General features: G+C 47.1%; 14 protein-coding genes. 6 read left to right on the forward strand and 8 right to left on the reverse strand.

Features of this window, described 5'->3' with window-relative positions; genetic code table 11:
* Positions 1–86 precede the first annotated feature (86 nt).
* A complete protein-coding gene (locus ACED36_RS01475) occupies positions 87–1,307 on the reverse strand; it encodes a multidrug effflux MFS transporter (protein WP_017005958.1) in 1,221 nt (406 codons plus the stop codon).
* Positions 1,308–1,717: 410 nt separating this feature from the next.
* Here ACED36_RS01475 and ACED36_RS01480 point away from each other — a divergent pair, with 410 nt between their 5' ends.
* The 6 genes from ACED36_RS01480 to ACED36_RS01505 all read left to right on the forward strand — a co-directional run bounded on the left by ACED36_RS01480 (position 1,718) and on the right by ACED36_RS01505 (position 9,129).
* A complete protein-coding gene (locus ACED36_RS01480) occupies positions 1,718–3,172 on the forward strand; it encodes a TolC family protein (RefSeq protein ID WP_371732639.1) in 1,455 nt (484 codons plus the stop codon).
* A gap of 6 nt (positions 3,173–3,178) precedes the next feature.
* Positions 3,179–4,171: an HlyD family secretion protein gene (locus ACED36_RS01485; RefSeq protein WP_017003368.1), complete on the forward strand. Its 993-nt coding sequence runs from the start codon at positions 3,179–3,181 to the stop codon at positions 4,169–4,171.
* A 5-nt stretch (positions 4,172–4,176) separates the two neighbouring features.
* Complete coding sequence (locus ACED36_RS01490) at positions 4,177–5,358, forward strand: ABC transporter permease (RefSeq protein WP_017006350.1); 1,182 nt, start codon at positions 4,177–4,179, stop codon at positions 5,356–5,358.
* Positions 5,355–6,470 (forward strand): ABC transporter permease, encoded by a 1,116-nt coding sequence (locus ACED36_RS01495; RefSeq protein WP_017003366.1) that lies wholly within the window; start codon positions 5,355–5,357, stop codon positions 6,468–6,470. Before ACED36_RS01490 ends, ACED36_RS01495 begins: the two co-directional genes overlap by 4 nt.
* 126 nt (positions 6,471–6,596) lie before the next feature.
* Positions 6,597–7,739 carry an ABC transporter substrate-binding protein gene (locus ACED36_RS01500; protein ID WP_016961602.1) on the forward strand — a complete coding sequence of 381 codons (1,143 nt, stop codon included), beginning with the start codon at positions 6,597–6,599 and terminating at the stop codon, positions 7,737–7,739.
* Positions 7,740–7,743: 4 nt separating this feature from the next.
* Positions 7,744–9,129, forward strand: a complete 1,386-nt coding sequence (locus ACED36_RS01505; RefSeq protein WP_016961601.1) for a methyl-accepting chemotaxis protein — start codon at positions 7,744–7,746, stop codon at positions 9,127–9,129.
* A 150-nt stretch (positions 9,130–9,279) separates the two neighbouring features.
* Here ACED36_RS01505 and ACED36_RS01510 read toward each other — a convergent pair whose 3' ends face one another.
* The 7 genes from ACED36_RS01510 to ACED36_RS01540 form a co-directional block, all read right to left on the reverse strand.
* Positions 9,280–10,233 (reverse strand): Hpt domain-containing protein, encoded by a 954-nt coding sequence (locus ACED36_RS01510; protein ID WP_016961600.1) that lies wholly within the window; start codon positions 10,231–10,233, stop codon positions 9,280–9,282.
* Positions 10,234–10,298: 65 nt separating this feature from the next.
* Positions 10,299–12,104 carry a chemotaxis protein CheA gene (locus tag ACED36_RS01515; protein WP_371732640.1) on the reverse strand — a complete coding sequence of 602 codons (1,806 nt, stop codon included), beginning with the start codon at positions 12,102–12,104 and terminating at the stop codon, positions 10,299–10,301.
* Positions 12,104–13,687, reverse strand: coding sequence for a chemotaxis protein CheB (locus ACED36_RS01520; protein WP_371732641.1), 1,584 nt, complete (start codon positions 13,685–13,687; stop codon positions 12,104–12,106). The genes ACED36_RS01515 and ACED36_RS01520 overlap by 1 nt, the downstream gene beginning before the upstream one ends.
* Positions 13,680–14,573 (reverse strand): protein-glutamate O-methyltransferase CheR, encoded by an 894-nt coding sequence (locus ACED36_RS01525; protein WP_371732642.1) that lies wholly within the window; start codon positions 14,571–14,573, stop codon positions 13,680–13,682. Before ACED36_RS01525 ends, ACED36_RS01520 begins: the two co-directional genes overlap by 8 nt.
* A 23-nt stretch (positions 14,574–14,596) precedes the next feature.
* Positions 14,597–16,759, reverse strand: coding sequence for a CHASE3 domain-containing protein (locus ACED36_RS01530; protein ID WP_371732643.1), 2,163 nt, complete (start codon positions 16,757–16,759; stop codon positions 14,597–14,599).
* Positions 16,760–16,762: 3 nt separating this feature from the next.
* The gene (locus ACED36_RS01535; RefSeq protein ID WP_016961595.1) at positions 16,763–17,332 is read right to left on the reverse strand and encodes a chemotaxis protein CheW; all 570 of its coding nucleotides are present in this window, start codon (positions 17,330–17,332) and stop codon (positions 16,763–16,765) included.
* A 95-nt stretch (positions 17,333–17,427) separates the two neighbouring features.
* Positions 17,428–17,982 (reverse strand): response regulator transcription factor, encoded by a 555-nt coding sequence (locus ACED36_RS01540; protein WP_016961594.1) that lies wholly within the window; start codon positions 17,980–17,982, stop codon positions 17,428–17,430.
* Between the last annotated feature and the right edge of the window lie 303 nt (positions 17,983–18,285).

Below are 18,285 nucleotides of genomic sequence, written 5' to 3' on the forward strand. Positions count from 1 at the left end.
TATGCTCACCGTAATGCGACGGCAAAAAAAAAAGCCTGCATCATCTGTAGGCTCTGTTCACTATTGGACATCTTACGGCTAGACCATCAAACTTTGAGGCTAGCCGTTTTCTTGTGTCGCCTAGCTCGAAGATTATCACCAAGATAGATGAACACACTCAGCAAGATGCACCCACTGATTAAGTTGATAACAGACGTCATCGTGCCATCGAACATCGCACCACTAATGTCTATGACCAAGGCTACCAACGCTAAACGAATCGCTGTGACTAAAGAGGCACTCACACCCGTTTGATTCGGTACGGCTTCCATTGAGCGCGCAAAGAAAATACCGATACACACACCCGCTCCCAACGAATAAAACACCATGAGTGAGGTAACGAGCAACGGAAGCTGCTGCCAACTTGTCGGTAACACAAACATGGCCAACGTCATCAATACAATGGTCAGAAAACCATATCGACGCAGGCTATTCGCGCCAAACCATTTGATCAAACGGCCGTTATTGATACTCGCAATCACGAACGCCACCAACAAGCTCACTTGATAAAAAGGAAACACTGCATTGTCGATACCCAGGTGATTCACAAAAATCAGAGGCATATTAGAAATGAACACCATGTAGCCAGAAAATATGGCGGTGGTGATCAATGTGTTTGCCCAGAACTCGCCGTTTTTCAGTACTGTCACGTAGTCACTACCAATGCCCTTAATGGACAGCGGTTTTCGTTTTTCTACAGGCAGTGATTCTGGCAATTTTGTAAAGCAAATCAGGCCAGTGACGATGGTCAACGCAGCAATAAACACAAAGTTATAGGTGTACCCGAACTGATAGTTAATCCAGCCACCTAACATTGGCGCGAACGCAATGATACTCACGACCAAACTGTTCAGATCAGACACAATCTCTGTGGCTTTTTCGGCTTTGTATAAATCGAACACCATAGCCGCACCAATAATCATGCATGCTGCACTGCCGAAGCCTTGAACGAAGCGCCAAAAAATCAATACGTTGATGTCAGTGGAAAACACACAGCCAATGCTGCCCAGAATAAACAAGGCATAACCGACGTTGAGCACGCTGCGACGGCCAATCGCATCTGAAAGAGGCCCATAGATCAGTGACGCTAAACAGATACCCAGAAAGTTAAAACTTAAGACCCGCTGAATCATCGTTTCATTGGTGTCGAATGCCACCATCATGTCTGGAAACGCCGGAAGATAGATGTCAGTTTCCATCGCTGCTGCGAGAAAAATCATCAAGATAAGAAAGCGTATTGTGCGCTCACTTAACGTATTGGTTGGCATGACTACCCCTAGAAATACATGCGCCAAAATCGAGTCCCCTTTACGAACTTAAATAGAAGGGATCCGAGACGCGAAAAGCATGTTAACAATGTTGCCCAAGCAGAGAGCATAACAACAAGGAAAATGCTCACTGTCGGCGAAGGAGTCAACGTTGAGTCCAGCTCGAAGAATGTCGCAGAAAGCACGATATCCCCACAGCGTAACCTGACGATCGTGACTCTGTGTCGCCCAAAAGAGGCGTTTGAATGGTCGCTCACAATGAGCGAGGGAGAAGTCTACAAGTTGGAAAAGCAAAATCAATACAATTTATCGATCTTATCCGCCTGATCTTCCTTCCAATAACAGTTACCGCTGGAAAAATTAGAGCATAAACTCTAAACTGTATTTCTCTTTCCCAAACGGTAAGTTTTATGTTGATCAGAAAAACGTCGTTTACGCCATTTTCACGTCTACTAACACTCGGCGTTACTCTCATGCTGTGTTCCACATTTTCTTATGCGGAGACCCTGTCATTTGAACAGGCATGGCAAGCAGTTCAAGAACGAAACGATGGTATTGCCGCACAACGCGCAAACGTGCAACGCGCCGAGCACATGCGCAACGCTGCATCCGCTCACCATCTGCCGAGCATTTCGCTCAGTGGCAACTACACGCGTCTTGATCAAAACGTAGAACTCAAACCGTCGCAGCTCGCCCATCACATGAACGGCGGGGATGCGCTGGGGCAAATTGCTGGCTCAGTACCAGGTATTGGTGGCTTGGTCAGCAATCTTGATAACCTGATGACAACGACCCTCGCCGATCGGGACATTTACACCAGCTCGATTCGCGCTATTTGGCCTATTTTCACTGGCGGACGCATTCTCGCGGCGGAAGACATTGCCAATGCGCAACGCGACGAAGCGACGTATTTGATGCAAATGGAACAACAGGCCAAGTTTGAAGATTTGGCCAAGGTGTATTTCGCAACCGTATTGGCAGAACAAGTCTTGCAGACTCGCGCAGAGGTCGAACAAGGGCTGGCGAAGCATTTCGATCATGCCAAGAAACTCGAAGCGCAAGGTCAGATTGCTCGCGTTGAACGTTTGCAAGCAGAAGTTGCGTACGACAAAGCCAAAACCGAGCGCAAAAAAGCAGAACGTGATTTGGAAATTGCCCAAGCAGCATTAAGAACCTTGGTGAAAAGCACAGGCGATGTTGCTCCCTCCAGTGCCTTGTTTACGCAAACCCAAGCGCCGGCTATGTCACCTTTCTTGCAAAAAACCCTCGCAGGCTACCCAGGCTTAAAAGTGCTGGACACCAAGCGCAATCAGGCGGATGGCCTTGTTGATATGGAGAAAGGCAAATACTACCCGCAAGTTTATTTATACGGTAATTACAACCTGTATGAAGGCGACTCACTCACCGCAGAACTGGCACCAGATTGGGCAGTTGGCGTAGGCGTGAGCATTCCGCTGATTGATAACGGCGGCCGCTCAGACAAACTCAAAGCTGCCCACAGCACTGCCCTTCAAGTGAATTACTTGCGTGCTCAGGCAGAGCAAGATCTCTCGCTGTTAGTAGAAAAAACATGGCGTGAAGCCAACCAAGCCCTAGAAGAATACCAAGGCTTGTCATCGAGTATTTCACTGGCAGATGAAAACCTTCGCCTGCGTGAAAAAGCCTTTGTACAAGGACTTTCAACCTCGCTAGATGTGGTTGATGCCGAGCTGTATCTCGCCAATATCAAAACACAACAACTTGCAGCGTCTTACCAATACGTCTTGTCGCTCTCTCGATTGCTGGCTGTTAGCGGGGAAATGAACCGCTTTCCCGATTTTCAAGCGGCCGCCCTTACCCACTCTCTTCCAACACAACAGGGATAATCCATCATGAGTAAATTGAAATCCGCATTTATGGCTGTACCAGCCGCTGCTTTGATTGGATGGGTGGGATACAGTTTTTATCAGGCGTACCAACCGCAACCTGAACGTTTTCAAGGTCAAATTGAAGCGCAACAATACACAGTGTCATCCAAAGTAGCGGGACGTATTGACGAAGTGCTTGTCCGCAAAGGCCAGCAAGTCGAAAAAGGCGATTTGATATTCACCCTGTTTAGTCCAGAAATCGACGCCAAACTAGAGCAAGCGAAAGCCGGTGAAGAAGCCGCAGGCGCGATGGCAGAGCAAGCCGAAAGCGGCGCACGTTCACAAGAAATCAATGCCGCACGTGATCAATGGCAGAAAGCACGAGCCGGCGCTCAGCTTGCCGAGAAAACCTTCCAACGCGTTGACGCACTTTACCGTGAAGGTGTCACCGCCGAACAAAAACGCGATGAAGCCTTTACCCAATGGCAGGCATCGAAATATACCGAAAATGCCGCACGCCAGATGTATAACATGGCAAAAGAAGGCGCACGCTCTGAAACCAAACGAGCGGCACAAGAACAAGTCCGCATGGCTGCGGGCGCGGTGGCAGAAGTCGAAGCCTATGCCAAAGACACCAAGATCCACAGTTGGTATCAAGGCGAAGTGAGCCAAATCCTGCTGCAACCGGGCGAGCTTTCACCACAAGGCTTCCCAGTGGTCACCGTGATCGACATGCAAGACGCATGGGCGGTATTCAACATTCGCGAAGACAAGCTGAACCAGTTCAAAAAGGGTGCGGTGTTTAACGCTTCGATCCCTTCACTTAGCGACCAAGCCTATGCATTCGAAGTGACACATGTTGCGCCGATGGGTGATTTCGCCACTTGGCGAGCAACCAACAGTCAGCAAGGTTATGACATGCGCACATTCGAAGTCGAAGCACGCCCTGTTAAAGCCATTGATGGCCTTCGTGCAGGCATGAGTGTGTTGGTGACTGAAAACGACGCGCAAGGCTGATCATGATGAACAGCTCTTCGTTCTTTTCCTTACTCTGGCAAGAATGGCGTTCTACGCTGTCTGACCGCTGGTTGACTGCACTGCTGTGCGGTTTGCCCTTGGCGCTGTTTGTGCTGGTGTGGGCGATATTCTCATCCGGCACAGGCCGAGATTTACCTGTCGGCGTGGTGGATTTGGATAACAGCAGCCTGTCTCGCGGGCTAGTTCGCTATTACAACGCCAGCCCAACCCTTGAAACCCAAGCTTTCAGCGATGTGGAACAAGCCTCCGATGCGCTCAACAGTGCTGAAACATTTGCCACGGTTATCATTCCGCAAGGCTTTGAAAAAGACACATTGCGAGGTGAAAGCCCAGATGTGACCGCGTTCTATAACAGCCAATATATTTTGATTGGTAAGTTAGTCAGCGCCGCCATCAGCCAAAGCCAAGGCACATTTTCCGCTACTGTTGAAACCAAAGGTAAAATGCTACACGGCACAACTGTCGCGGCACAGGCCGCCGCGCAATCGGTGCCCATCCGTTTCCAACTTGTCCCTTTGTTTAATAACGGTACGAATTACGCACAGTTTCTAGTATCAGCGATTATCCCTGCCCTTTGGCAAATCACCATTGTGGCCTGTGGAATGCTATCAATGGCGTTAACCGACAAAAATCGCACACTTGAAACCGCCTTTTCCTCTTCTATTGCTAAACCGTTAGCGGCAAAAGTAGTGGGTTTACTCATCCCGCTTTGGCTATTGGGGATAGGGTTCGCCAGCGCCATGCACTTCTTACTGGGCTGGCCAATGAACGGCAGTTGGCAGATCGTGTTTGCGGCGCAAGGGTTGATGGTTCTAGCAGGACTTGCCGTTGGCATGCTGCTTTACGTCGGTACACGTGACGCAACACGCGCCATGAGTTTGGTCGCCGGTTTCACCGCCCCTGCATTTGCGTTTATGGGGGTGAGTTTCCCTGCCAGCGACATGCCCTTTCTTGCCCAGTGTTGGCGCGCTTTGTTGCCCGTGAGCCACTACATCACGGCACAGATCGGACAGTTCAATTATGGCGCAACCTTACAACAAGCTATGCCATCGCTTTGCGCACTCGCCGCATTTGGGATTATTTGGCCGATAGTCGTGTTAAAAGTCAAACGTATGAAAAACGCAAACAACGGCGTCAACGGCACACAACAGGAGATCGCATCATGAATTGGCGCACATCGTTTGTTGTTGAACTGAAAAAGCTGTTCTCAAACCCTGCTGTGGTCTTCACAGTATTTGGTGGCATTGTGATTTACTCACTCTTGTACCCACTGCCTTACGCCAACCAATTGCCGAGAGAACTGCGCGTGGCGGTGGTCGATCACGACGAAAGCCAGCAGAGCCGAGTCTTTATCCGCATGCTCGATGCCACACCACAGCTAAAAGTGGTGTCACAACTCAGCAGCGAAAATCAGGCGGGAATCCATATTGCGAATGCCGAAATTGAAGGCGTGATCAGCGTGCCTGAATACTTCTATCGTGATTTATTGCTCGGAAAAAGTCCGGTAGTCGCCGTCGGTGGCGATGCGTCGTTCTTCCTCACTTACGGCACTATCGCGGAAGGCGTGATAGCCGCAGGCAGTACGTTGGGCGCAAAGGTTAAAACCACCAAAGCGATGATGAACGATGTGCCACTGTCGCTAGCGTCCAAGCAAAATTCTCCGTTTTCACTCAATCTGGTGCCTGTTTTCAACCCAACAATGGGTTACGGCAATTACGTAGTACCCGGCGTATTTATCCTGATTTTGCAGCAAACATTGCTGATAGCATCAGGCCTATTAGGCTGTGGAGAAACGAAAACGAGCCGACGACGCTTCATCGCTCGGACCACCATATTGGTGGCGATATACAGCGTCATGACCATGTACTACCTCGGCGCAAGTCTCGACATCAACGGTGTGAATCGTCTTGCGCTGCCGTTACAACTCGCGATAGTGATGCTGCCATTTTTACTGGCAACCATCGGCTGTGGAACCTTGTTGGGGAAAGTCATAAAACGCCCTGAAATGATCACACTGGTTGTATTGCTCAGTTCCATGCCACTGCTGTTTACTTCAGGTTTCGTGTGGCCGACAAGCGCATTACCCGAATGGCTAAACATGTTGGCACAACTGTCACCGTCAACGCCTGCCATTCAAGCCACCATTCAGCTCAACCAAATGGGCGCGACGATACAAAGTCAGTCTGGACACCTTGCTCAGCTTTGGGCGCTGGCAGTCGGTTTTTTAGGGATGGTACTGGTGCCTTTGTTCACCACCAAGACAATGGCGCGCGGTTAACGTCAACAAAGGGGGTAACTCTTAAAAGAGGAATCACTTAGGGCTTCTAAGTGTGAATCAATAATGAGACATCTGGATTCTTTTCTATACTCATTGATAACCCTGTTATTAACTGAGGCGTTACTAATGAAAGGCTTGCATTGCACTATCGTGTTTCTTTGGCTGTTTTCCACAACTGCTGCCGCCGAAATTGGCGTATCAGAAAATACAATCACGTTAGGCATGAGCAATGCCCTTTCTGGGCCGGCTTCTGGGCTAGGTAGCGGTGTCAAAGCGGGCACACTTGCCTACTTCGAAAAGATTAACCAGCAAGGCGGTATTCACGGTCGCAAGATCAACGTCGTTTCACTCGACGATGGCTATGAACCCGACCGCGCCGCAAAGAACGCCAAAAGACTCATCTACACAGACAAGGTCTTTGCCCTTGTTAGCTTTGTCGGCACTCCCACCTCGAAAGCTGTCGTTCCCGAAGTGAATCGCGCGAAAATTCCTTATGTTGGCGCTTTCACAGGTGCAGAATTTTTGCGTAATCCAGCCAACAAAAACATCTTTAATATTCGAGCCAGTTACTTCAATGAAACCAAAAAGTTGGTTGATCATTTCATCAACGACCTCGGTTATAAGAAGATCGCGGTATTTATCCAAGATGATGGTTACGGTGCAGCAGGTAAAGCGGGTGTACAAAGAGCGCTTCGACAACGAGGTCTCAAAATACACGCCGAGGGCAAATATAAACGCAATACACTCGACGTTGAAAAAGGGCTAAACAACATCATGGCTAAGAAGCCTGATGCCGTCATTATGGTGGGCGCTTACAAAGCCTGTGGTGCGTTTATCAAGATGTCCCATGACAAAGGCTTTTATCCCAAGTTCGCTAACATCTCCTTTGTTGGCACGAAGAAACTGATCGCTGAACTGGGCTCTGCGGGGGATGGAAGCTATATCTCGCAAGTGATGCCAAACCCCGATCAAAGTAAGCTCAAAATTATCTCTGATTTCAAAGCCGACATGAATAACTACGGCGTCGACAGCCCTTACTACACGCAATTGGAAGGTTACTTGAATGCCATGGTCATCGTTGATGCTCTTGATCAGTCGGGCCAGCACTTAACGCGAGAGCGCTTTATCAGTGCCATGGAAGGTATGAAGAATAAGGACTTTGGCGGGCTGAAAATAAACTTCGGCAAGTCTGACCGACAGGGTCTAGACGACGTTTACCTAACAAAAATTGAAAACGGAAAAGCCCTACCCATTCAAACGATGAAGTGATTTTATGACTATGTGGTTCAAGATTTTTTCAGGGCTGTCACTGCGCTATCGTATTCTATTGCCATTGATTGGCAGCATTACGATATTCCTGATCATTGCCGCCCTCTTTTTCCATCAAATGACATCGAATGAGCTTTCCAAAATACAGAAAGGAAAAGTCGAGGCACTGGCAAGCTTTCTCAAGCAATCGAGCCGATCCTACATTCTGAATTATGACTTGTCTGCGTTGGAAGATTTCGTGAGAGTGGGAATGCAGGATGACGATATCGACCACATTGAGTTTGTTGACGTAAGTGGCATCCCGTACACAGAGACAAAGCAAAAAACGGTCAATCACGCCGTCAAAAACTATTCAGGTCAAATTATGGCGGAAGACGGCACGCCATTGGGTATCCTGAACATTACCTACAATGAGAAAAATTCGACGGCGGCGTTACAAGAAAACCTTCAAGTTATTCTGATTTGTTTTTTCACCATCATCGCGCTGCTTTGCGTCATCATTTACATCGTTGCGCTGCGCCTTTCTAAGCCGCTGATTGCGATAACGCAAGATCTAACCTTAGTGTCAGACGACGCACTTGATAACTCGCGACTTGTGCTAAAAGGCGCAGAAAGTTTGGCTGATGGTGTTGAGAAGCAACGCGCAGCACTGGATTCCAATGTGTCGGCGATTTCTGAAATCACCGAGATGGTGAAACAAACCAATCAAAACGTTCTCGGTTGCTTAGATGTCTCAAAAGGCACGCTTGCGCTTAGCAATGAAGGCAGCAAGAACATGGGAAAATTGGCGCACTCTGTTGTATTAATTGAAAATTCAAATAAGCACCTTCAAGAAATTAACGACATCATTCAAAAAATATCGGATTACACCAAGGTGATTCATGACATCGTGTTCCAAACCAAGCTTCTTTCACTAAATGCGTCCATTGAAGCCGAACGCGCTGGCGAGCATGGACGCGGCTTTGCGGTGGTCGCCCAAGAAGTCGGTCAGCTTGCTTTGACGTCAGGCCAAGCCTCGCAAGATATCGACAAGTTACTGAAAGATTCCATGGTCACGGTCGGAGAGATTGTGAAAGAAACAGAGCTTCGCGTGAAAGAAAGCAAAGCGCTGTCAGAACAAACTCAAGTCAGCTTTTCCGGCATCTCCGACCAAATTCAAGGGCTCTCTAAAGAAATTGATTCATTCAGCGAAGCCTTTAATCAGCAAATGAAAGGCATCGTACAGGTGAATTCGGCGATGGAGTCGATGGCGGGTATCGTGAACAACAACCATCACATTGCCAATGAAACGTCTCAAGTCTCGATGAGCTACAAAGATCAGAGCTTAAAACTCAAACAAGTTACCGACATCATGAAAGGCCTTATCGAAGGGAAAAAGGCAGCGAGCTAGCCGCAAAGAAACGAGCGACGAACACTGCGCGAAACGAAGTCGTTGAAACTCTGAACATTCTGAATTTCTTAGTTTGTTTGTCCCATGAATACATTTTTTAAGCTTTAATGCAGAGATAGCACGATGACATTCGTCCACTACACTGTTGCGCTAGAAAAGATCCTGTACGTCTTCCAGGCTCACTTCATACCCTCGGTTTTCCAATTCCTCATTGAGACGCTTAATGTCCCCCAGCGTTTTGAGGTATTTACCTTTTAATTCCGGAGTACGCCAATAGTGTTCTTCAGAGCCTGACGTCGCCATCTCGTTTCTCAAGTTGCTGAGAACATCCAACACTTTCAAATTGATCGCAGCTAACGCAGCAAAATCGGCATGATGAATTTTATGAAGGAAGCGTTTGAAAAAGGTGAGTAGATCTTCAGATTCATGGATAAGGTTTTCGGTGAGCAGTGCGCCAACGCTTCGTGCTGTTCCTTTCAGGGAATGGTAATCAGTGAAAAATTGGTTTAACAACTCTTCAGGGTCCGCTTTGTTTTTATCACTTCCCAATGCCTCAATAGCCAGAATTATCAGCTCGAGTTCGATTTCTTTCTCTTCAGAGAAAAGCTCAATATAGTCAGAAGGATCGCTGGCCTGTACGTGTGAAAAATCCGGTTCAAAATGCAATTCGTCGGCGCTGCCTTCTGCTTCGCTTTCGCTGAGGTCTAACAGTGTATTTTCAGAGAACAAAGCAAAGTCATTGTTATTTTCAGCACGATACGCATGATATTGTTTTAGGATCGGCAGTAGCACATGGGGCTCTACCAAGCCTTTTTCAACGAGTATGCGCCCCAATGTTGAGCGCCGCTTTGATACCTCGTCGTTGATGGCATCAAAGAATTCATTGCGCCAAATGTCCAATCGCATACAGGCGGAACGTAGGTCGAGATGTTCGTCGTTTTGCAGCGTGACAATGGATAGGAATTGTTCCGGCGTGATCAATTTCTTTTCGTAGATGATATCCAAGCTGTTTGGCGTCTGGCGAATTTGCTCGACCATGACATCGGCCAAGTCTTTTGCCGAAATGAGTTCGAAATCTAACAAAAAGCTGCCTAAGAGTTTCATTCCACTCACCTGTTTTTGATGACGTTATTGTTAAGTATAAGAAAGAAAGGGGAACAGTGATCTTATCAGTGATAGCTCCGCGCAAATTGAATCACTTTCTTCAGATTCATCACTAAAGCCAAATCCCCACTGCCAAGTACCGCCGCCCCCGCAAACACGTCGTTGCCATTCATTGAGCGATCTAACGGCTTAATGACGATGTCCAAAAACGCCCGTACATGGTCGACGGGTAGCCCCCATTGCTGACCCCGATGGGTAAACACCACAACGCTATGACGCATGCCTTGTTGATACGCGCGACGAAAGACATGCTTCTCTGTCAATTCCCCCAAATATTCATGGGGTTCAATTAGCGGAATAACTTTGTTGTTTTGATATAAAAGAGGATGGCCGTTATCGAACCGGACACTCAAACTTTCTTCTTCTTTGCTGATACCGACAATGTTCGAAATATCAGAAGAGGGGATGGCATAGGTCACGTTGCCAATATCAAACAAAGCCACTTTTAACGTCGCCATGGTTAACGGAAAGATAAGCGCGATTTCAGTGCCTAAGCCTTTCTCAGAATGAATATCTATGGTGCCTTTTATGTCTTCGACTTTTCGTTTAACCGCATCCATGCCCACCCCTCTACCCGAGAGGGCATTGACTTGGTCCGAAGTTGATAAGCCAGGATGGAAGATCAACTCTAGTATCTCTTTGTCCGTGAGTTGATGCTGGCTTTCTTGGGTGATTAATCCGTTAGAGAGGGCTTTGCTCAACACCTTTTCTCTGTCGATGCCTTTACCATCATCACAAATGTTAATGACGACCTTCCCCGCCTCGTTATAGGCGTGAATGAGTAGCCTGCCGACCATGGATTTCCCAGATGCAGCGCGAATATCATGGGTTTCAAATCCATGATCTAGAGCGTTTCGAACCAGATGTGTCAAAGGCTCATTGATGGCGTCGATGACGTTGCTGTCTAACTCTATGTTTTCGCCAACAATCTCTACATCTACTTTCTTGCCAAGCTCCTTAGAAAGGTCCCGCACAATACGGCGATATTTACTCAGCAAATTTCCTATTGGGCGCATTTGCGTTTTCAATAGGTCATTGAGCATGCCGTCCGACACTGTCTTCAACTTGTTTGACAACTCAGTCAGCGCGAGGCTCTCTTGTTTCTCTGCAAAATCCGCGAGGGTATTTCGGATTTGCACTAATTCTTCGGAATAACTCATTAGATGTTCGAGAAGGTGTGATTTAACCTTCGTCGTCGGTTCAAACTTGTTCTGAACATCTAACTCTCTCGCTTCCTTTACCTTGTTCTTTGCATGGAGGATTCGGTCTGAGTGGGGCTCAGTGTGTTCGGCATTTGAGTCAATAAGAGAGCTAAGGTAATCAAGCTCACTCAATACATCGTCATCAAATACAGGCGCATCCTCTATCAAGGTAACGTCTATACCAAATGTGTCTATGGCGAAAATAGCCAACGCGTTAAGCGCGTTCACCATGTTTTCTTTTTGCTGAACATTATCCCCATGCTCGTTTTCATACGCATTATCTTCGTCAAACGCGTCATCGCCTTTTGAATATGGCGCCGCTTCTGAACGTGCCGTTTCAATGATGGAGTCCAATAACACCAACAGGTCTTCATTGGTCTCTGTCGAGTCCACCTCTAAGAATTCAAGCAAGATAACCGTTTGTTGAATAAGGAATTGGGTCGTAACGAACCGCGGATCATCTTCGACCACGGATAGAAGCTTGTCACTCAACCCCGAGAAACCCTGCTTAACATGACGCGTGGACACTGGCAGAGACAGGATATTGGCAACATCCGAAAAGTCTTTTTGCAATGCATTCACGACAGTGTCCAAATCAGACTGAGGCATTAACGCAACTCCTTAGTGAGTTCGTCCGTTTTACCATGAGACAATTCGGAGGCGAAAGCGCCTTGGTAGGCTTCAATAATCGCCTGTGCCATTTCATGAATAGGTACGGTTCGACATACTGCGCCTAACTCTTTCGCAACACGCCCCATGCCATATACCACGCAACTTTTTTCATCTTGTACTAGGGTAAATGCACCTTGATGCTTCAAGTGGTGAAGTCCTTTCGCGCCATCGCTTCCCATCCCTGTTAATAACGCTGCGACGATATGCAAACCTTTGATTTTGGTTGCAGAGTCAAACAGGTAGTCCACAGAAGGTCTAAAGCTGTTTATTGGCGGGTCGAGCGTGGCTCGGACAACCACGTTGCCATCACTCAATTGCACCAGCTTGATGTGATGATTACCTGGCGCAAAGTACACATGAGACTGGGTCAAAACTTCCCCATCGACGGCCTCTTTTACCGTTAGCGGGGTTTTTGTGTTCAATCTTTCTACCAATGCCATTGAGTAGTCTTGGGGGATATGTTGCGCAATGCAAATGGGTGGCATGTCACCTGGGAACTGCGTTAAAAGTACGTCCAGCGCATCAACGCCTCCGGTTGATGAACCAATAAGCACCACCCCTGTCGGCTTTCCTTTCCTATTGTTTGATGGGTGAGTTGAAGGCAACGCCGCCAATTGTGTTTTAAGCGGCGCGGACAATGTATTCAGGTGTATTGCCGACGCTAGCACTTTAACAAGACATTGCGGTGTCGATACTAATATTCGATTTCCCACCACGCGTACCAATGTTCGATAGTGTGTTCCATTCAAAGCCGTCACACCGTCCGCTACAACCACGGTGGGTAAGTTGAGAGGCGTAAACACGGCGGGTAATGATGTGAATACTAACGAGGCTGTGGGCAAACTCTGAGCGTCAATGATCAGAGCTTGAGGCGCTTGATGGGAGAAGTATCGACTCACGCTTTCTAAATCGGGTAAAACATGAAGATGAATACTTGGGTCAGTACCAAGCGTCTTTTCAATCAAAGTGATGAATGTTTCGCTAGCAGAGACGACATACACCCATTGTGCCCTACTCCCAAGTGCTGACTCTGCACTCTCAGCATCACGAGGCGTGTCATCCAAAAACCGAAAATCGACCACACCGGACTTTGGGTTAAAGCGTATTTGCCGACCAGAACTCCCCCCTACTGACGCGCCAACAATAGGTAATCCATATTGGGCAAGAATGTCTAATGCCACGAGGACATTGCGTTCTCCAATTTGCTGGGATTGCATAAACTCCCCATCATGCACCTGCCCACCACCGAGCACCCAAGTCCTTAAGTTTTCGAGTTTTGACGATGAATGTTTAAATTTTTTCAATAAGTTGGGAATGGCACACGTACCATAATCATTGGCATGCTCTCCCATCGTGATAGCCTCTGGCGCGACAGGTAAACGGTAGTGACACATTCCCCCGCTCTGGTTTTCTTCATCCCAAATACACACAATGACACAGGTACCAACAACAGTTTGCAGCCACATTGATTGGCGGAGAGCAAATTGATATTCACCCGAGTGAACTTGCACGTCATTCATCGACAGACCCCCCTAGCTCGGGTTTCCGATAGACAGAGACATCAACCAGTTCCAAACCAACATCCATGTGCTGCAATGATTCTGTTAATCCGACAAAGAACAGTCCGCCGGGCTGCAATTGGCTCACCAACGCACGCACCACTTTTTCTCCTGTGCTGCGTGGGAAATAGAACAGGACATTGCGCAGAAAAATGTATTGGAATTGAATGCCAAACTTTTCAGGGTAATGGATCAGGTTATGCTGCCTAAATTTTATGTTTTGCTTTAACCGCTCAGCCACGGTAAAGGTGTTCGCATCGCGCGCCGAACGTTCAATGAATTGGTGCTGGAAAAGGGGGGGAATGTCTTCGCGCTGCTCGTTTGGGTATTCACCTAGCCCACATGCCTCAAGGCGCTGGGTATCAACGTCGGTAGCAAGAATACGGTAGTCGAAGTTAGCGCGTTCATTTTTGATGGCTTCGCACTGCATGGCCAGTGAAAAAGGTTCTTCACCACTAGAACAGGCAGCAGACCAAATGAATGTTTTTTCCGAGCGCGGGTGCTTGAGAATGTCATTGCGAAGTACGTTGAAATGTCGCTGCTCACGAAAAAAGGCGGTTTTATTTGTCGTAATGACATTGGTAAAGGCAACCAGCTCTACGCCACTCGTGTCTTTTTGAAGCACCCGCATGTAATCGCTATACGTATGTAATTTAAGCGCGCTCAAACGTTTATACAGCCGCATTTCAAGCATGCTACGTTTCTCATTTTCCAGCTTTATTCCGGCGTGCTGGAAGATCAACGTTGAAAAATAGTCAAACTCGGCTTGTGTCATCCCTTGTGTATTGCCAACACTCGGTGGCTCAATAAAGTAAGACCGTGTTTGACCCTGGTTTTCGGAATGCATATTACACGCCCCTAACCGTCAATCTAAAGCCGATTCCACGCAGTTTGATTATCACTATCTTCTGCTTCTTTTGGCGCGTCAGGTAACGAATGAGCGGCATTGTCGATTTGACGGCGAATGCCCTCCAACGATTGTGCTTCGTACTTATCTCGTAATTCCACATTGACGGTGGTCTCTAGTTCATCCTTTATCACTGTCTCATGCCCACGAAGGAAACTGTTCAGGTTGAGTACCATTCGGTTGAGATCTTCCGCTTGCTTATTAAGCTCGGAGCTGGAGCTGGACGCTTGATCAGCGATGGAGGCAGCATGCTGCGTAGCCTTGTTTATCGACTCAACCGCATTGCTGATTTCTTGAATGCCTCGTGCCTGTTCGTTCGAGGCATCAAAAATCTTTGAGGCACCTTCGAGAACCAAGTTTGACTGTCTCCTTGTTTCCGCGACGATGTTAGAGCCTTTTTCAACGCGACAGGTATTTTCCTTTGCGATCGTTTCAGCCTCACAAATACTCTGTTTCACAATGGCGGAGATTTCTGTGGCGGCTTTACCACTCATTTGTGCAAGGTTGCCGACTTCTTGTGCAACAACAGCAAACCCACGCCCATGCTCGCCAGCCCGTTCGGCTTCAACCGACGCGTTGAACGACAAAAGCTTCGTTTGAAATACAATATCGTCGATAATGGCGGTTTTAGCGCCAATTTCACCGATGATTTTGACCAATTCAGCGATCTTATGATTAGATTCGGAGATCATCCGCATGGCATCATCCAAGCCCGTCATTTTTTCACCCACTTCTTTGGAGAGATCTTTTGACTCTTCAGCGTATTGCACATTGATGCGTACCATACCCGAGATCTCTTCGGTGCTTGCGGATGTTTCTTCTACTGAGCTTGCTTGACGATTTGAGATTTGAGACAAGTTCTGTGACACGTTATCGATACTGCTGGCCACTGTGGCCAAACGCCCAGCACTGTCGGCCATTTTTTTCACCACACTGTTGAATGCCATGTTCAGATCTGACAACTCTTTCGAACTGAATGAGTGCAATCCGCGAAAAATAGATTGGAAAGGACGCATGATGGAACGGCTAAGCCATATGGCAATCGGGATAGTGATGAGTATTGCGGCAATGACACCAAACATCAGTGAATTGTTCGTCGCCACTAGCGCCTCTTCAAGTGTCGCCTGACGTTCACTTAATAGCTGCTCTTCACGATCAATAAAGGCGCCAATTTGACGTCGGAATTCATCAAAGAACACTTTACCTCTCCCTTGAGCAACCAAGTTTGAGATATCGTTCATCGTTTTTCCTTCTCCAATTTCACGACGCAGTTCGATATTCCTATCAAATACTTGTGTTTGCCATTCTGAAATCACGGAGGCAATGTCGTTCAACGTCCGCATTTGTTTAGGATTATCGTTAACGCTCACTTTCAGGTCATTGAGCAGAAAATCAATGCTGTTTCGGCCTGCCGTATATGACGTAAGATAGGCGTCATTACCCGTCAGTAAGTAACCTCGTACGCCAGATGCCATCGTCAACACCGTCGTTTCTAAGAGAGAGGCTTGTTCCATCACCTGTAATTTGGCTTTCATCGACGACAATGCTTCTCTGGTGCCGTTAATGTCCTCGACGTCCCCAACTGCAACGTCAATCTGAGAAAGCAAAGCGCTCTCTTCAGCTTTGAATGTGTTGATCAGCGATCCAAAACGATCAAGGTAAGCTCTCCCTTTGTCCTTGTTCACTTCCGCCGACAAACCATTCATGCTTTGAGTGGAGCCAATCTCACGCCGAAGCGCAATCGCATTCTCAGTGACTGACTGCTGCCAATCAGCAATGGTTGTCTCTGCTTTTTCAAGTACAAGAACTTGTGGAGGGTTATCACTGACGGTGACTTTAAGTTCACTGATCAGTGTGGTGAAACGTGACTTCCCGGCACGGTAAGGCGCAAGGAATGATTCATCACCGGCAAGCAAGTAACCTCGCATGCCCGTTTCCATATCAATAGCTGCATTTTCAATCTGAAGAGCCTGATGAATAACACGATGCGTATGATCCACCCAGTCATCTGTCTCCTTAAGCTCTTTGATGCTACTCAAACTCAGTACACCCAAGAAAACCAAACACAGAAGGCTAACGGCGTTACCTAAAATGATTTTTGCGCGAAGAGAGAGACGCTCAAACATAGTTTATCCCTCGTTGTTATTTTGTTGGGAGGAGAACGAAACATGATGGCCGATGATCTCTAGGTCATCAGGGTCCAGTACTTTATGTATATCAAGCAGCAACACTAGGTTCCCTTTTGCTTTGGCGACTCCAGTAATGTAATCACGACCAATACTGTGTGAGATATCCAAATCACGCTCAATTTGCGCTTCGTCAAATCCAACCACTTCATTCACATCATCAACAATACTACCTATGGTTAACGCGTTGACATCACTGATAATGATGGAGGTTTTTTTCGGCTCGTAAGCTTTCTCTTCAAGCCCTAACTTCGACCTCAAATCTATCACCGAGATGATGCGGCCACGAAGATTAATAAGACCTTTAAAATAGGGAGGCACATGAGGAATAGGCGTGACTTTTACCAAGCCAATCACTTCTTTTACTGAGGACAAAGGAATGCCGTATTGTTCATCTGCAAGTGAAAACACAAGGTTCTTTTGGGCTAATCGTGTTGAAGCGTTGTGATCTGACGATGCGCCGCCAGCATATTGTGATAAACATGACGTCTGCTGATCCAATACCTTACTCATTGATTGCACCTCAAATCATCCGTTCGTTAATCGCCTACACAACGGTTGTATTGTCTGCTAAGACATAAGCACTTCATGTTATTTTGGACGTAAGCCTAGACAAGGCCGATATTCACAAAACCTTGGGGATTCAGCATTCCCTCAAATAGGCTGGCTATTTTTCGTCTGGAAATCGGCTTTCTCATGTACCCCGATGCACCGTAGTATTCAGCCACTTTAATGGGGTCAAGACGCAGTTTTTCGCACCCTGTCAAAATCGAGTTTATTTTTCCTTCCACGACTTCGTTATCAATCACTCGGTGCGCTATCTTGTCGAGCAAGCCCATTTTCTCGTTGAAATCAGCCTCGATTTTGCGTTTTTCTGCCTGGCCAATTGAAACAATATTTTCACTTGATATAACAAATATATTTTTCACTTTGATATTGGCTTTGAGATAAACCAATGCGGACAACCCATCCATGTTTGGCATTCTCAAGTCCGTTAAAACCAGATCAACATCTGGATGCCGCTCGACCAAAGCAATAAGTTCTTGTCCATCTTTCGCTTGGCCAAGAATTTCAAAAGGGCCGAATTCGCCTTCAACAGCTTCGAGCGATTGAATGATGCTCTCTCGCATGTCAGCCATGTCATCTGCAAAAATAATTTTCATGTTTACCCTTTTATTCAAACGCACCCAAGGGTGAATCAAATACGAGACATACTTCTCAATATAGTTTGGAATAGCAGGGATTGCTGATGAAAGTCATATCTCGTTAAGAAAGAGAATCTGTTTTGTTTGAATCAGATTGATGAGAATAAGCGTAGCGCTCACTGCTATATTACCTTGCCCTGTTTTATTGCTTCTCAATCAACGACGCCCCCATCAAATCACGATGATATTCTTAATGCTGGTGAGCTATTTACCGCACGAAATGTGCTTATTTTCTCATTTTGACAAAAATACTCGCCGCCC

It is taken from the genome of Enterovibrio sp. FF113, from assembly GCF_041439165.1.
Lineage (GTDB): Bacteria > Pseudomonadota > Gammaproteobacteria > Enterobacterales > Vibrionaceae > Enterovibrio > Enterovibrio norvegicus_A.

Bases quoted from the DNA above. Each gene is read 5' to 3' on its own strand.
- ACED36_RS01540 (WP_016961594.1), bottom strand. From the start codon at position 17,982: ATGAAAATTATTTTTGCAGATGACATGGCTGACATGCGAGAGAGCATC.
- ACED36_RS01505 (WP_016961601.1), top strand. From the start codon at position 7,744: ATGACTATGTGGTTCAAGATTTTTTCAGGGCTGTCACTGCGCTATCGT.
- ACED36_RS01475 (WP_017005958.1), bottom strand. From the start codon at position 1,307: ATGCCAACCAATACGTTAAGTGAGCGCACAATACGCTTTCTTATCTTG.
- ACED36_RS01485 (WP_017003368.1), top strand. From the start codon at position 3,179: ATGAGTAAATTGAAATCCGCATTTATGGCTGTACCAGCCGCTGCTTTG.
- ACED36_RS01480 (WP_371732639.1), top strand. From the start codon at position 1,718: ATGTTGATCAGAAAAACGTCGTTTACGCCATTTTCACGTCTACTAACA.
- ACED36_RS01535 (WP_016961595.1), bottom strand. From the start codon at position 17,332: ATGAGTAAGGTATTGGATCAGCAGACGTCATGTTTATCACAATATGCT.
- ACED36_RS01515 (WP_371732640.1), bottom strand. From the start codon at position 12,104: ATGCCTCAGTCTGATTTGGACACTGTCGTGAATGCATTGCAAAAAGAC.
- ACED36_RS01500 (WP_016961602.1), top strand. From the start codon at position 6,597: ATGAAAGGCTTGCATTGCACTATCGTGTTTCTTTGGCTGTTTTCCACA.
- ACED36_RS01510 (WP_016961600.1), bottom strand. From the start codon at position 10,233: ATGAAACTCTTAGGCAGCTTTTTGTTAGATTTCGAACTCATTTCGGCA.
- ACED36_RS01530 (WP_371732643.1), bottom strand. From the start codon at position 16,759: ATGTTTGAGCGTCTCTCTCTTCGCGCAAAAATCATTTTAGGTAACGCC.
- ACED36_RS01520 (WP_371732641.1), bottom strand. From the start codon at position 13,687: ATGAATGACGTGCAAGTTCACTCGGGTGAATATCAATTTGCTCTCCGC.
- ACED36_RS01490 (WP_017006350.1), top strand. From the start codon at position 4,177: ATGAACAGCTCTTCGTTCTTTTCCTTACTCTGGCAAGAATGGCGTTCT.
- ACED36_RS01495 (WP_017003366.1), top strand. From the start codon at position 5,355: ATGAATTGGCGCACATCGTTTGTTGTTGAACTGAAAAAGCTGTTCTCA.
- ACED36_RS01525 (WP_371732642.1), bottom strand. From the start codon at position 14,573: ATGCATTCCGAAAACCAGGGTCAAACACGGTCTTACTTTATTGAGCCA.